We start from the raw sequence: 13,461 nt of genomic DNA, 5'->3' as shown, positions 1-13,461 counted from the left end.
GCCGACACGGACGTCCAGGGTCGGCGTCGCCGTCCCGGTTCTCCGACGAGGTGAGCACCATGACCACCAGGACCGACCGACCGTCCACCCCGCCCCGCACCCCTCGCCCCGCGCGCCGGCGGGGTGTCCGCCCCCTGGTGACCGTCGCCGTGCTGGCGCTCCTCACGCTGTGGCTGGTCGTCCGGTTCGGGCCCACGTCGAGCGAGCAGCACTCCTTCTCGATGGGCCCCGGCACCACGCGGTTGACCGTCGAGGTCGGCACCGGGTCGGTGCGGCTCACCCCGACCGACGGCGCGGAGATCCAGGTCCAGCGGACCGTCCGCTCCGGGTGGCGGGACCCGCGGATCGAGGAGCGCACGGACGGCTCGCACGCGGTGGTCGAGGCCTCGTGCCCGGGCTTCCTCGGGGGCGGGTGCGAGATCCGCTACGACATCGCCGTCCCGGCCGGCCTCGACGTCGAGCTGGCGGCCAGCACGGGCGACCTCGACGTCCGCGGGATCGAGGCACGGTCGCTGCGGACCACCGTGTCCACCGGCCGCACCACCCTGGTCGACGTCGACGCGCCGCTCGAGATCCGGGCCAGCACCGGCCACGTCAGCGCGTCCGGGCTGCGCAGCGACCGGGTCACCGCCGACGTGTCGACGGGCAGCGTCGAGCTGGACTTCGCCACCGCGCCGACCGACGTCACCGTGTCGGCCAGCAGCGGGGACGTGACGCTGCAGCTGCCGCGAGCCGGGGACCCCTACGACGTGCAGGTGGGCACCAGCTCCGGCGGCGAGCGCGTCGACGTCCCCACCGACCCCGGCTCGCCACGGGCGGTGGCGGTGACCGTGAGCAGCGGGGACGTCGTCGTCCGGCCCCGCTGACCGCGCGGAGGACGTTCAGGGCGTCCCGGCAGGACTGGTCGCCCCGAGGACGATGTCGGGCTTGAACCAGCGCGACGAGGGCTCGTCGTCGGACTCGACCAGGGACCGGATGGACCGCGCCATCTCCTCGACGGGCTGGCGCACCGTGGTCAGCGAGGGGTGGGCGAGCGCTGCTGCGCCGATGCCGTCGAAGCCGATGACGCGGAACTCGTCGGGGACCGAGCGGCCCTCGTGCAGCAGGTGCGCCAGGACGCCGAGGGCGATCACGTCGGCCGCGGTCACGATCGTGGCGCCGGTCCAGCCGTCCGCGAGGATGCGGGCCGCCGCCTCCCGTCCCCAGGCGGCGGAGAAGTCCCCGAGCAGGGCGGGGACGTCGGGGGAGAAGTACTGCCGCATGCCGTCGAGGCGTTCGTGGGCCGAGGAGGAGTCCGGCGTCGCGCCGACGTAGACGACCGGTTGCCTGCTGACGTCGACCGCCGTGCTGACGTGCTCGTGGACGAGCTGCATCCCCGCCCGGTTGCTGACACCGACGTAGGACGCGGCGGTGCCCTGCACGCGGCGGTCGAGCTGGATGGTGTGCACCGCGGCCGCGGCCGTGGTGACGGACGGTTCGCTGCGCTGCTCGTGGACGGGGATCAGCACGAGTGCGTCGACCTGGCGCCCGAGGAACGAGCGGACGCCCCGGGCCTCGGTCTCCAGCGAACCGTCGGCGCTGAAGACGAGCAGGTCGGTCCCGGGGTCGGAGGAGAAGGCGCGGGAGAGCTGCTGGGCGAGCGCCGAGAAGTACGGGTTGTCCAGGTCGGGCACGACCAGCCCGACGGTCGACGTGCGGGTCTGGCGCAGCGCCCGACCGACCAGGTTCACCTGGTAGCCGAGCCGCTCGGCGGCCTCGGTGACCCTGCGCTGCATGGCCGGGTCGACCGACCGCGTGCCGCTCAGGGTCCGCGAGACCGTCGCCACCGACACGCCGGCCAGCCGCGCGACGTCGGCCATCGTGGCCGAGCGGGACGGCGGCACGGCGGGCTCCTGTCGTCGGGCGAGATGGTGCGGGACGCCGGTCGGGGGACGGCCCTCGACCAGGTGGTCAGTCTGTGTCTACAGTCACAGCCCACCACGGTAATCGATTTCCCACGGAACGAGGACCCCATGACCCGACACCTCGGCGTGGCCGCCCTGGCGACTGCCGCGACCCTGACGATGACCGCGTGCAGCACCGGCAACGAGGAGCCCGCCACCGGGGCGTCCGGCGAGGCTGCCGAGGAGTGCGTGATCGGCATGACCCAGATCAACCAGACCGCCACCTTCTTCACGCAGATGAACGAGGGCGCGCAGGAGGCGGCCGAGGAAGCCGGGTGCGAGCTGCAGATCGCCAACGCCAACAACGACTCGGCCAAGCAGAACAGCGACATCGAGAACTTCGTGTCCCAGGGCGTGACGGGCCTGATCGTGGTGGCCATCGACGTGAACGGCGTGCTGCCGGCGGTGCAGCAGGCCACCCAGCAGGGGATCCGGACGGTCGCCATCGACGCCGAGCTCGAGGAGGGGGCGGTCGACACCTTCGTCGGCGTCGACAACGAGGCCGCCGGGGAGCAGGCCGGCCAGTGGGTCGTGGACGCGGGCCTGGCCGAGGGGGCGAGCTACGGCGTGGTCGACGCCCGCAACTCGTTCATCCAGAACCAGCGCGAGGACAGCTTCCGGGCCGTCGTCGACGCAGCCGGGGCGACCTTCGCGCAGGCCGTCGACGGCGAGAACGTGCAGGAGCAGGCCGCGACCGCCGCGCAGAACCTGGTGACCGCCCAGCCCGACCTCGCCTTCGTCTACACCACGGGCGAGCCGGCCACCGTGGGCGCCGTCGCCGCGCTGGACCCTGCCGGGAGCACCAAGGTCATCGGCTGGGACCTCACCGCCGAGGTGATCGCCGGCATCGACAGCGGGCTGGTGACGGCCGTCGTGCAGCAGGACCCGCGGCAGGAGGGCATCGAGGCGGTCAACGAGCTCGCGGCCGTCCTCGACGGCGAGGAGCCGGCGGGCTTCATCGACGTCCCGATCACGATCGTCACCTCGGAGAACGTCGACGAGTACCGCGAGATCTTCGAGTGACCGCAGGCACCCGCGACATCTCGACCCCGCGGGTCGAGATGCGCGGGATCCGCAAGCGCTTCGGCGCCCTGGAGGTGCTCCGCGGCGTCGACCTCACGGTCGGCAGGGGAGAGGTCGTCGGCCTGGTCGGCGACAACGGTGCCGGCAAGTCGACGCTGATGAAGATGCTGGCCGGCGCGGTCGTCCCCGACTCGGGGGAGATCCGCGTGGACGGGACGGCGCTGACCGGCTCGGGCCCGCGCGCAGCGCGGGCGGCGGGGATCGAGATGGTCTACCAGGACCTGGCGCTGTGCAACGACGTGGACGTGGCCGGCAACCTCTTCCTGGGGCGGGAGATCCACCGCCCCCTCACCCGGCGCCTGGACCACAAGCGGATGCACGAGGAGGCCGCGAAGGACCTCGCCACCCTCCACATCCGCATCAGCGACACCCGGCAGCTGGTGGCCACCATGTCCGGCGGGCAACGCCAGGCCATCGCCATCGCCCGTGCCGTCACCTTCGAGCCGAAGGTGCTCGTGCTCGACGAGCCGACCGCCGCCCTCGCGGCGCGCGAGGTCGAGATGACCCTCCAGCTGATCCGTGACGTCTCCTCCCGGGGGGTCAGCGTCGTGCTCATCACCCACCGCCTCCAGGACCTCTTCGAGGTGGCCGACCGGTTCGTCGTCCTCTACGAGGGCGTCAACCACCGGCAGATGACGCCCGCCGAGACCGACCTCGGCGGGCTCGTGACCGCGATGATGGGGAGGTGACACCGTGAGCACCCGGACCGCCGCCCCCGCTCCCGGTCGGGCCGACCGGCGCGGCGCCCGCCAGGACTTCGTCAGCCGCAACTTCGGGGTGCTGTCGATCTCCGCCGTCCTCGCGGTGCTGTTCGTCTTCTTCAGCGTCCAGACCGACGCCTTCCTGACGACGAACAACCTCGTCAACGTCGCCCGGCAGGTCGCCCCGACCGTCGTCGTCGCCGTCGCGATGACCTTCGTGATCACCACCGGCGCCATCGACCTGTCCGTCGGGTCGATCCTCGGGCTCACCGCGGCGGCGCTCGCGATCGTCGCCGAGAGCGGCAGCGCGGTGGTGGCGCTCGTGCTCGCCCTGGTGCTCGGGCTCGGCATCGGCCTGGTCAACGGCGCGCTGACGGCGTTCGGCAAGCTGCAGTCCTTCATCGTCACGCTCGCCGCGCTCACCGCGGTGCGGGGTCTCGCGCTGCTCATCACCGACGGCTACAGCACGCCGATCACGTCGGACTTCCTGCTGCCGATCGGCAACGGCCGGCTGGCCGGGCTCTACACGCCCACCTGGATCGCGGTGGTGGTCGTCGCAGCGGGTTGGTACGTCTTCAACCACACCCGGTTCGGTCGGTACGTCGTCGCCGTCGGCTCGAACGCGGAGTCCCTGCGCCGTGCCGGCGTCGACGTGCGCCGGATCCAGCTCGCCGTGCTGACGCTGACCGGGCTCGCTGCCGGACTCGCGGGCGTGATCACCGCGGCCCGCCTGGCCAGCGGCTCGTCCAACTCCGGGACGCTGTTCGAGCTCGAGGTCATCACCGCCGTGGTGCTCGGCGGCACCGCCCTGATGGGCGGCAAGGGGTCGATCGTGGGCTCGGCGATCGGGGCGGTCACGCTCGGCGTCATCAGCAACGGCCTGGTCCTGCTGCGCGTGGACGTCTACTGGGTGCCGATCACCCAGGGCATCATCCTGATCGTCGCGATCCTGCTGAACGCGAAGCTCTTCAGCCGCATCACCGGGCAGCGGGGATGAGCGGGTGACGACCGTCCAGACCGTCCGCGGGCCCGTCGCCGTGGACGACCTCGGCATCACCCTGACCCACGAGCACCTGCTCAACGACGTCTCGTCGTGGTGGCAGCGGAGCACGTCCCGCGGGGTGGACCCGGACGAGTTCGCGGACGCGCCGCTCAGCGAGGCGCTGCTGTGGGACCTGCGCCAGGACCCCTTCGGCAACCGTGCCAACCTCGCGCTCGACGACGTCGACGTGGCCTGTGCCGAGCTGGGCCGGTTCGCCGCGCTGGGCGGGCGCACCGTGGTCGAGACCACGGGCTTCGGGATCGGCCGCGACCTCGCGGGGCTCCGGCAGATCTCCGAGCGCACCGGCGTGCACGTCGTGGCCGGCACCGGGTTCTACCTCGAGGCCTCCCACCCGGTCGACCTGGTGGCGCTCGGGCCCGACGGGGTGACCGACCGGATCCTGGCCGACCTCCGCGACGGCGAGGACGGCGTGCGGCCCGGCATCATCGGCGAGATCGGGGTCAGCGCCGACTTCACCGCGGCCGAGCAGGTCGGCCTGCGGGGTGCGCTGGCGGCCCAGGTCGAGACCGGGCTGCCCATCCAGGTCCACCTGCCCGGCTGGTTCCGCCTCGCGGGCACCGTCCTCGACCTCGCTGAGAGCGTGGGTGCCGACCTCGCCAAGCTCGTGCTGTGCCACATGGGCCCGTCGGGGGAGGACCTGGACTACCAGCGTGCGGTCCTGGACCGGGGTGCCTGGGTCCAGTACGACATGCTCGGGATGGAGGTCTACTACGCCGACCAGGGCGTGCAGTGCCCCTCCGACGAGCAGAACGCCGCGAACCTCGCCCGCCTGGTCGCGCTCGGCCTCGGTGGCCGGCTGCTGCTGAGCCAGGACGTCTTCGTCAAGTCGCTCCTGCGCCGCCACGGCGGCCCGGGCTACGCCCACCTCCTGCAGTACTTCGCTCCCCGTCTGCACCGGCACGGCGTGGACGAAGCGCAGGTGCTGTCGCTGATGACCGACAACCCGCGCCGCCTCTTCGGCGGCGGACACCCGACCGAGGGGACCCCGTGACCCGCATCCTGCTGGCCGGCGAGAGCTGGATCTCGACCGCCACCCACGTGAAGGGCTTCGACGAGTTCTCGAGCACCTCGTTCCACACGGGCGCGGACGCGTTCATCGCTGCCGCCGCGAGCGAGGGCCTGGAGATCGAGCAGATGTACGCCCACGACGTGCCGGGCTCCTTCCCCCGCACCGTCGAGGCGCTGTCCGCGTACGACGCCGTGATCCTCTCCGACATCGGCGCGAACAGCTTCGTGCTCCCCCCGGAGGTGTTCCTCGAGGGACGGCGGGTGGACAACCCGCTGGTCGCCCTCGCCGAGTGGACCCGCGGCGGTGGCGGTCTGATGATGGCCGGGGGGTACCTGAGCTTCACCGGCTTCCAGGCGCGGGCCAACTTCGCCAGGACCGCGGTGGCCGAGGTGCTCCCGGTGACGATGCTCGAGGCCGACGACCGGGTGGAGGCGCCGCAGGGCGCCCCGGTCGCACTCGACCTGCCGGCCCACCCCGTGGCCGCGGGGTGGGCGGAGCTGGCCGGCTCCGCGCCGACGCTGCTGGGCTACAACCTGGTCCGACCCAGGGAGGACGCCACGGTCGTCGCGACCGTCGGGGGCGACGTGCTCATCGCCACCCGGGAGGTGGGCGAGGGCCGGTCCCTCGTGTGGACCTCCGACATCGGGCCCCACTGGTGCCCGGAGGACTTCCTGGCCTGGGACGGCTTCGCCCCGCTCGTCGGCGGGATGCTGCGCTGGCTGGCCGCACGGTGAGCGACGCCGGTCCCACGCCGATCGTCCTGGACTGCGACCCCGGCCACGACGACGCGGTCGCCATCCTGCTCGCGCTCGGGTCGCCGGGGGTCCGCCTCCTGGGGATCACGACCTGCTTCGGCAACTGTGCGGTCGAGGACGCCACCCGCAACGCCCTGAGGGTGCTCGCGCTGGCAGGTCGCGAGGACGTCCCCGTGGCAGCCGGAGCCGCGGGGCCGATGCGCGGTGAGGTCGCCCTGGGCAACTACGTCCACGGGGTGACCGGGCTCGACGGCCCCGACCTCCCGGAGCCGACGGCGGCACCGGTCGAGGAGACGGCCGCGCAGCTGCTGCGTCGCCTGCTGACGGAGTCGCCCGAGCCGGTCACGGTCGTGGTCACCGGGCCGATGACGAACGTCGGGACGCTGCTGTCGGAGGAGCCGGGACTCGTCCGGCACGTCCGCGAGATCGTCTTCATGGGGGGCTCGACCGAGCGGGGCAACCACACCCCGACGGCGGAGTTCAACACGTTCGCCGACCCGGAGGCGCTCGACGTCGTCCTCCGTGCCGGCGTGCCGGTGCGGATGGTGGGGCTCAACCTGACCCACCAGGCCCTGGCGACCCCTGCGGTCGTCGAGCGCATGTCGGCGATGCCGCACGACGTGGGTCGCACGTGCGCGGCGTGGATGGGCTTCTTCGGCAGCTCCTACGAGCGCATCTGGGAGTTCGAGGCCCCACCGGTGCACGACCCGTGCACGATCGCGGCGCTGCTGGACCCCGACGTCATCCGCTGGCGCGACTGCTTCGTGGCCGTGGAGCTCGACGGGACGTGGACCCGCGGCACCACGGTCGTCGACCTGTTCGGCCGGCTGCCCGACCACGCACCCAACGTCTCCGTCGCCGTGGAGCTCGACGTCGAGCGCTACTGGGACCTGGTGCTGGCCGCACTGGACGCGCTGGGATCGGCATGACCGGTCTGGTCTGCGTCGTGGGGTCGCTGAACGACGACACGACCCTGACGGTCCCGGTGCTGCCGTCACCGGGCGAGACCACCCTGACCCGCGGCGTGCGCCTGACCTCGCCGGGAGGCAAGGGAGCCAACCAGGCGGTGGCCGCCGCGGTCCTCGGTGCGGAGGTGGCGATGGTCGGGGCGGTCGGGAACGACGAACCGGGGGAGCGGTCGCTGGCCGCGCTGCGGCACGCCGGGGTGGACCTGACCGCGGTCGCGGTGCGCGAGGACGTCGGGACGGGCATCGCCGTCATCACCGTCGACGACGGCGGGGAGAACACGATCGTGGTCGACCCGGGTGCGAACGGCACGCTCACCCCGGACGAGGTGAGCCGCGCGGTCAGCGCCGCCTCGCCCGCGGTGCTGGTCGTCCAGCTCGAGGTGCCGCACGACGCCGTGACCGCGGCGGTCGAGGCGGCCCGGGGAGCCGTGGTGGTGCTCAACCCGGCGCCGATGCCGGCGGACCCCGAGCAGGTCCGAGAGCTCGTGCCGCTCGTCGACGTGCTCGTCCCCAACCGCAGCGAGCTCGGTCGCCTGGCCGGACGTCCCGAGCCGACGGGTGCGGCGGAGGTGGCGGAGTGCGTCGCGGCACTCGGTGCCCGCGGCAGCATCGTGGTCACGCTCGGTGCCGACGGCGCCCTGTGCTTCGAGCCGGGGGCCGCGCCGGTCGCGGTGCCCGGGGTCCCCACCACGGCCCGCGACGCGAGTGGTGCCGGTGACGTGTTCTGCGGGTGTCTCGCCCAGGAGCTCGCGCGCGGCACGGGCCTGCTCGACGCGGTGCGCGCGGCCAACGTGGTGGCCGCCGCCAGCACCGCCCAACCCGGCGCGAGGATCAGTGCGGATCTCGTGGACGGCGCCGGCTCCGTGGACCGGGTGTCTCCGCTCGCACCCTGAGCAGGGGCGACCGGGCACGACGGCACTGCCGTGCAGCCCGCCGTCGCCGTCCACGGGGCCGTCGTCCTCGCTCACCGCGCCGTCTCCCGTGCTCGCCGGCACCCTCCTGCGCGCCCGCCACCGGACAGCACCGGGGGCGGGCGACCTGGTGGTCGCCCGCCCCCTCGTCGTCCGTCCGCGCCGCTACCCGAGACGCTCCGCCGCACGCCGCGGGAGCACCCAGCCGGGCCGCACGAAGTGGCACGTGTAGCCGAAGGGGATCCTCTGCAGGTAGTCCTGGTGCTCCTCCTCGGCCTCCCAGAACTCACCCGCCGGCTCGACCTCGGTGACCACCTCGCCCGGCCACAGGCCCGAGGCGTCGACGTCGGCGATGGTGTCCTCGGCGACGCGCTTCTGCTCGTCGCTGGTGTAGAAGATCGCCGAGCGGTAGCTGCGGCCCACGTCGTTGCCCTGCCGGTCCTTCGTGGACGGGTCGTGGATCTGGAAGAAGAACTCCAGCAGCTCCCGGAACGAGATCACGTCGGGGTCGAAGACGATCTCGACCGCCTCCGCGTGATCGCCGTGGTTCCGGTAGGTGGCGTTCGGGGTGTCGCCGCCCGAGTAGCCGACGCGGGTGGAGACCACCCCCGGACGCTTGCGCAGCAGCTCCTGGGCGCCCCAGAAGCAGCCGCCGGCGAGGATCGCCTTCTCCGTGGTCACGATGTGCCCTCCCTGTCTCGAGTCCCACCACGTCAACACCCGGCCCCGTCCACTGTTCCCGGGGTGCCGGGTGCCGCGGTGCTGTATCTCCGCACCCCGTCGCGCCTCTGTCCGGGTGCAACCCCGTACCAGGAGGACACCATGACCTCGACCACCGATACCCGCCGCATCACCGTGCCGGTCCCGCGGCCCCTCCCCGATGCCGAGCGCATCCCGAGCCCCGACGCCGAGCCGCCCGACTGGGCCTCGCTCTACCCGCTGGTGCGCTACGCGGCCGACAACCTGCGCGTGCTCGGCAAGCGCATCGTCGAGTCCTAGTGGCGGACGGCGTGGTGGTCGGCTGATCGCCGAGCGTCGTCACCACGACCGAACCTGCCTCCGGAGTCGCCGCGGCGTCCACCGTGTCTCCGTCGACGAGACTTGAGGCGCATGACCGGTAGCCGGCGACCGTCCTGTGCCTGGTGGGCTTGAGATGCCGGGACGACCTCCAAAACCGGCGGGCTGCCGCCTCGCGGTCCTCGCCCTCCGACGAGGGTGACGTCGAGGTTTCGCGCGTAGGTCCACCATCCAGAAGCGGGCGCGAGGTGCGCTCACTGTGCATCAGACGACGAGCCAGGAAGCGCCGTTGCTCAGAGACATGGCCGGGGTGATCCGTCCGGGCCCACTGCGCGCACCTCGGTGGTGGGCTTGCCCCCGGTCCAGTCGAAACGTCGCCTGTGAGGCCTCGGCCTCGAGCTGACTGCGGACCAGTTCAAGAGAGTGAGGCCGAGAACAGGGGTCCGTGGGGGCCTGAGACGGGCTTCCGGACGGTCCTCCAGCAGACCTGTACAGGAACAGACAGGAGGGTCGACCTGCGGACACGCCTGGAGCGGGTGACCGTAATCGAACGGGCATGACCAGGTTGAGATGGCGGACCTCGTGACCCTATCTGTGCTGGTCAGCGGCCTGTAAGAGCCTCCGCGCGAGGCGGCACGACCCGAGTGCGATTCATCTCGTGGCTCCACACCTCCTGGGCGTCGCGAGCGGCGACGTGCGCGGCGCGGGTCGCGCACAGCGTGGGGGTGGCGACCACGCCGTCATCGAGGGCGGGTAGGTCCGCGGCGGAGACGGTTGGCACGGTGTCGAGGCGGTGGCGGCGGTCATGGCCGGCCCCAGGCCGCGCGGCCACCTGCCATCAGTCACTGACCTGACCGGGCGTTCCTCGGGCGCCGCCTACCTGGGCCGCCGCGCCGGCGCGGCGACTTCCGCCCGTCTTCCCACACCCCCACGGCGAGTTGCAGGTCGTCTCCGCGCAGCAGTTCCCGCACTTCCGCCCAGAGGCGGGCGTGCCGACCGCGCGGCCCTGTCTGGCCCTCGCGCGCCTGCTGCTGTAGCGCCCGGTATAGCGTCCGGAGGGCGAGGAAGACGGCCTCCTCGCGGGCGTCGTCGCCCGGCGGCAGGTTCGCGACGGCGTGGACGTCGGCCATCCGGTCGTCGACATCGTCGGTCAGATCCTCGAGCGTGGCGGCCGGCGGAGGCGGGCCGCCGGCGCCGAGAACCCGGGTGAGGACGACAGCCGAGCCGAGCTCGACGGCTTGCTTGACCGTCTCAACGCCAGCCTCGCCTCCCGCCGCCCCGAGATCTGTGGGCGCCTCCGCAAACGCGGCCGCGAGGACCGCCAAGGCGGCGGGCCCGGCGACCAGGATGGCCTGGCGGACCCAGGCGGTGACCCGGACGCGCCTGCTGACCTCCTCCGGCTTCGGCCCGTGCTCCGCTGCCTCGGTGAGGGTGCGCCGCAGCTGCCGGACGAAGAAGGTCAGCTCGCGGCGAGCCCTGCGCGCGCGGGGGGCGCGCAGACCTGCCGGGGTGCCCTCGTTGAGGACTCCGTCGACCGCCGTCCGCAGCTCGGGGGCTATTTCCTCCAGGTCCGGCGGCGGACGGTAGCCGAGCAGCGGCAGGACGGCGAACACGTCGTGGTCCGCAGATTCCTGCAGGCGCAGACGCCTGTCCCAGGGCAGAGCTGACAACGCGGTCTCGTCGTTGGCGAGTGCCGTCCAGAACGGTTCGGCATCAGGAGCGAGCAGGCTCTCCAGTGAGGTCAGCAGTTCTTGTCCGGCCGCCACCAGCTCGGTGAACGCGGCCCGGGATTGCTGTTGTTCGGTCAGCTGCAGCTGGGTGAAGCCGACGACGCTGCCGGCGGCCCGGCGGGCCTGTTCCTCCGCCGCCACCGCGTTACGGCCGCGTTCGGCGGCCGCCAGCAGGCGCTCGCCGCGCCGGCGCATTCGCTCGCGGTGCATGCGCGGGAACACGTCGCTGCGCCCGGTCGCCGGTCTGCGAGCGGGCGTCGGCGAGGGCGGAGGGTCCGTGCGGCGCCGGGCGTGCGGCCGGTTCGGATCGTAGGGGGCCACTGCGGTCCTGGGCATGCCTCGCCTCCCACCGGACACGGAAGGTGGCCAGTCGACCGCACACCCGTGGCGGTCACTAGGGGCTGTGGACCCTGCCAGGGAGCCCTGCGAGTAGTGGGCGAGCACGAGGGAAGGGTGTTGGGGTGCCGGCGGTCGCCTTGACCAGCTCGATGACGAGGCGACGTGACCCGGTCGGCTCACGGAGGCCTTGTCCGTCAGGTCCGACTGGGTCCTCATCAGGCTGCATGCCTTGGCAGCGTGACCCGTTCATGACCCACGCAGCGGAAAACAGGGGTCATGAAAGGGTTCAAACGGGCCGTATGGAGGGTCCTCCAGACCTTCTCCAGGAGGGCTAACGGACCACTTGATCTGCGGTTTCGCGTGGAGCGGGTGACCGGGATCGAACCGGCATGGCCAGCTTGGAAGGCTGGGGCTCTGCCATTGAGCTACACCCGCGAGGTGCCCGCCCAGCGTAGCGGCCCGGTCGATAGCGTCCGAGGCGTGACCGACGCCACGTGGCTGGACGCCACCGCCTCCGCCGACCTCGTCCGCCGCGGGGAGGCCGGCCCGGCCGAGCTGGTCGACGCCGCCATCGCCCGCATCGAGCAGGCGAACCCGCAGCTGAACGCCGTGATCCGCGACCGGTTCGACGCCGCGAGGGCAGAGGCCGGGAGCGACCTCCCCGACGGGCCGTTCCGCGGCGTGCCGCTGCTGCTCAAGGACATGGGCGCGCACATGGCGGGGGAGGAGACCGGCTACGGGCTGGCCCCGCTCCAGCAGGCCGGCGTCCGCTGGCGCCGCGACAGCCACCTGGCCACCGCCTTCCGCCGGGCCGGCTTCGTCGTCCTCGGCCGCACCAACGTCCCCGAGCTCGGCACCACGGTCACCACCGAGCCCGCCGCCAACGCCCCGGCCCGCAACCCGTGGGACCCCACCCGCTCCACCGGCGGCTCCAGCGGCGGCTCGGCCGCGGCGGTGGCGGCCGGCATGGTGCCGGTCGCCCACGCCAGCGACGGCGGCGGCTCCATCCGCATCCCCGCCAGCGAGTGCGGCCTGGTCGGCCTCAAGCCCACCCGCGCCCGCGTCAGCCAGGGGCCCGACGTCGGCGAGGGCTGGGCCGGCGCCACCATCGACGGCGTCGTCACCCGGACCGTCCGCGACGCCGCCGCCGTCCTCGACGTCATCGGCCGCCCCATGCCCGGCGACCCCTACGCCGCCCCGCCGCTGCCGCGCCCCCTGCGCGAGGAGGTCGGCGCACCCGTCGGCCGGCTGCGCGTCGGCCTGCTCGCCTCCCCGCCCGAGGGTCGCGGCCTCGACGACCCCGACTGCCGCGCCGCCGTCGCCGCGGCCGGCCGGCTGCTCGAGGACCTCGGCTGCACCGTCGAGGACGCCGGCCCCGCCGCGTTCTTCGACGACCAGTTCCAGCGCGACTTCAACGCCACCATCGCCGCCGACACCGCCCGCACCCTCGCCGACTTCGAGCGCGTCCTCGGCCGCGAGATCGCCGACGACGAGCTCGAGCCGCGCAACGTGCACTACCGCACCTCCGGCAACCGGATGACCGCGACCGAGTACCTCGCCGCCCGCGCCCGGCTGGGCTCCTGGTCGCGCCGGATGGCCGCCTTCTGGACGCCGGAAGACGACGGCGGCGAGGGCTTCGACCTGCTGGTCACCCCCACCGTCGCCGCCCCGCCGCCCGAACTCGGCTGGTTCACCGCCGCCGGCCCCCGCGAGGAGGGCCGCCGCATCGGCTCCTTCATCCCCTGGACCGCGCAGTTCAACGTCACCGGTCAGCCCGCCGTCAGCCTCCCGCTGCACACGACCGACGCCGGTCTGCCGGTGGGTGTCCAGCTCGCCGCCGCCGTCGGCCGCGAGGACCTGCTGGTCCGCGTGGCCGCCGCGCTGGAGGAGGCGGCCCCGTGGGCGGGGCGGCGTCCGGGCGGGCACGCCTAGACTCGTCGCC

Annotated in this window: 13 protein-coding genes and 1 tRNA gene; 10 read left to right on the top strand and 4 right to left on the bottom strand. The window is 73.2% G+C overall.

Annotated features, from left to right (window positions below):
- Positions 1–137 precede the first annotated feature (137 nt).
- Positions 138–866 (top strand): DUF4097 family beta strand repeat-containing protein, encoded by a 729-nt coding sequence (locus tag BLQ97_RS15460; RefSeq protein WP_175471758.1) that lies wholly within the window; start codon positions 138–140, stop codon positions 864–866.
- Positions 867–881: 15 nt separating this feature from the next.
- Here the strand turns inward: BLQ97_RS15460 and BLQ97_RS15455 are convergent, their stop codons facing one another.
- Complete coding sequence (locus tag BLQ97_RS15455) at positions 882–1,883, bottom strand: LacI family DNA-binding transcriptional regulator (RefSeq protein ID WP_091366869.1); 1,002 nt, start codon at positions 1,881–1,883, stop codon at positions 882–884.
- A gap of 129 nt (positions 1,884–2,012) precedes the next feature.
- On the opposite strand from BLQ97_RS15455, the gene BLQ97_RS15450 reads away from it, so the two are divergent.
- The 7 genes from BLQ97_RS15450 to BLQ97_RS15420 are packed head-to-tail and all read left to right on the top strand — an operon-like array spanning position 2,013 to position 8,415.
- Complete coding sequence (locus tag BLQ97_RS15450; protein ID WP_091366868.1) at positions 2,013–2,966, top strand: substrate-binding domain-containing protein; 954 nt, start codon at positions 2,013–2,015, stop codon at positions 2,964–2,966.
- Positions 2,963–3,715 carry an ATP-binding cassette domain-containing protein gene (locus BLQ97_RS15445; RefSeq protein WP_245692219.1) on the top strand — a complete coding sequence of 251 codons (753 nt, stop codon included), beginning with the start codon at positions 2,963–2,965 and terminating at the stop codon, positions 3,713–3,715. The genes BLQ97_RS15450 and BLQ97_RS15445 overlap by 4 nt, the downstream gene beginning before the upstream one ends.
- Positions 3,716–3,719: 4 nt before the next feature.
- Positions 3,720–4,724: an ABC transporter permease gene (locus BLQ97_RS15440; RefSeq protein ID WP_091366867.1), complete on the top strand. Its 1,005-nt coding sequence runs from the start codon at positions 3,720–3,722 to the stop codon at positions 4,722–4,724.
- Positions 4,725–4,728: 4 nt separating this feature from the next.
- Positions 4,729–5,781 (top strand): phosphotriesterase family protein, encoded by a 1,053-nt coding sequence (locus BLQ97_RS15435; protein ID WP_091366866.1) that lies wholly within the window; start codon positions 4,729–4,731, stop codon positions 5,779–5,781.
- On the top strand, positions 5,778–6,533 hold the full coding sequence (locus tag BLQ97_RS15430) for a glutamine amidotransferase (protein ID WP_091366865.1): 756 nt from the start codon (positions 5,778–5,780) through the stop codon (positions 6,531–6,533). Before BLQ97_RS15435 ends, BLQ97_RS15430 begins: the two co-directional genes overlap by 4 nt.
- Positions 6,530–7,483, top strand: a complete 954-nt coding sequence (locus BLQ97_RS15425) for a nucleoside hydrolase (protein ID WP_217637215.1) — start codon at positions 6,530–6,532, stop codon at positions 7,481–7,483. The genes BLQ97_RS15430 and BLQ97_RS15425 overlap by 4 nt, the downstream gene beginning before the upstream one ends.
- Entirely contained in the window at positions 7,480–8,415 is a 936-nt protein-coding gene (locus tag BLQ97_RS15420; RefSeq protein ID WP_217637214.1) for a ribokinase, read from the top strand. The genes BLQ97_RS15425 and BLQ97_RS15420 overlap by 4 nt, the downstream gene beginning before the upstream one ends.
- Positions 8,416–8,598: 183 nt before the next feature.
- On the opposite strand, the gene msrA is transcribed toward BLQ97_RS15420, so the two are convergent.
- Positions 8,599–9,114 carry a peptide-methionine (S)-S-oxide reductase MsrA gene (gene msrA, locus BLQ97_RS15415; RefSeq protein ID WP_245692218.1) on the bottom strand — a complete coding sequence of 172 codons (516 nt, stop codon included), beginning with the start codon at positions 9,112–9,114 and terminating at the stop codon, positions 8,599–8,601.
- Positions 9,115–9,255: 141 nt separating this feature from the next.
- On the opposite strand from msrA, the gene BLQ97_RS23395 reads away from it, so the two are divergent.
- Positions 9,256–9,432 (top strand): hypothetical protein, encoded by a 177-nt coding sequence (locus tag BLQ97_RS23395; RefSeq protein ID WP_175471757.1) that lies wholly within the window; start codon positions 9,256–9,258, stop codon positions 9,430–9,432.
- Between the two features lie 860 nt (positions 9,433–10,292).
- On the opposite strand, the gene BLQ97_RS15405 is transcribed toward BLQ97_RS23395, so the two are convergent.
- Positions 10,293–11,402: a hypothetical protein gene (locus tag BLQ97_RS15405; RefSeq protein ID WP_091366863.1), complete on the bottom strand. Its 1,110-nt coding sequence runs from the start codon at positions 11,400–11,402 to the stop codon at positions 10,293–10,295.
- A 478-nt stretch (positions 11,403–11,880) separates the two neighbouring features.
- A tRNA-Gly gene (locus BLQ97_RS15400) sits at positions 11,881–11,954 on the bottom strand.
- Between the two features lie 45 nt (positions 11,955–11,999).
- Here BLQ97_RS15400 and BLQ97_RS15395 point away from each other — a divergent pair.
- The gene (locus BLQ97_RS15395; RefSeq protein ID WP_217637213.1) at positions 12,000–13,451 is read left to right on the top strand and encodes an amidase; all 1,452 of its coding nucleotides are present in this window, start codon (positions 12,000–12,002) and stop codon (positions 13,449–13,451) included.
- Positions 13,452–13,461 lie beyond the last annotated feature (10 nt).

The organism is Geodermatophilus telluris, assembly GCF_900102745.1.
Lineage (GTDB): Bacteria > Actinomycetota > Actinomycetes > Mycobacteriales > Geodermatophilaceae > Geodermatophilus > Geodermatophilus telluris.
The sequence above is the reverse complement of the archived record's forward strand: the minus strand, read 5'-3'. Positions and strand labels throughout refer to the sequence as shown.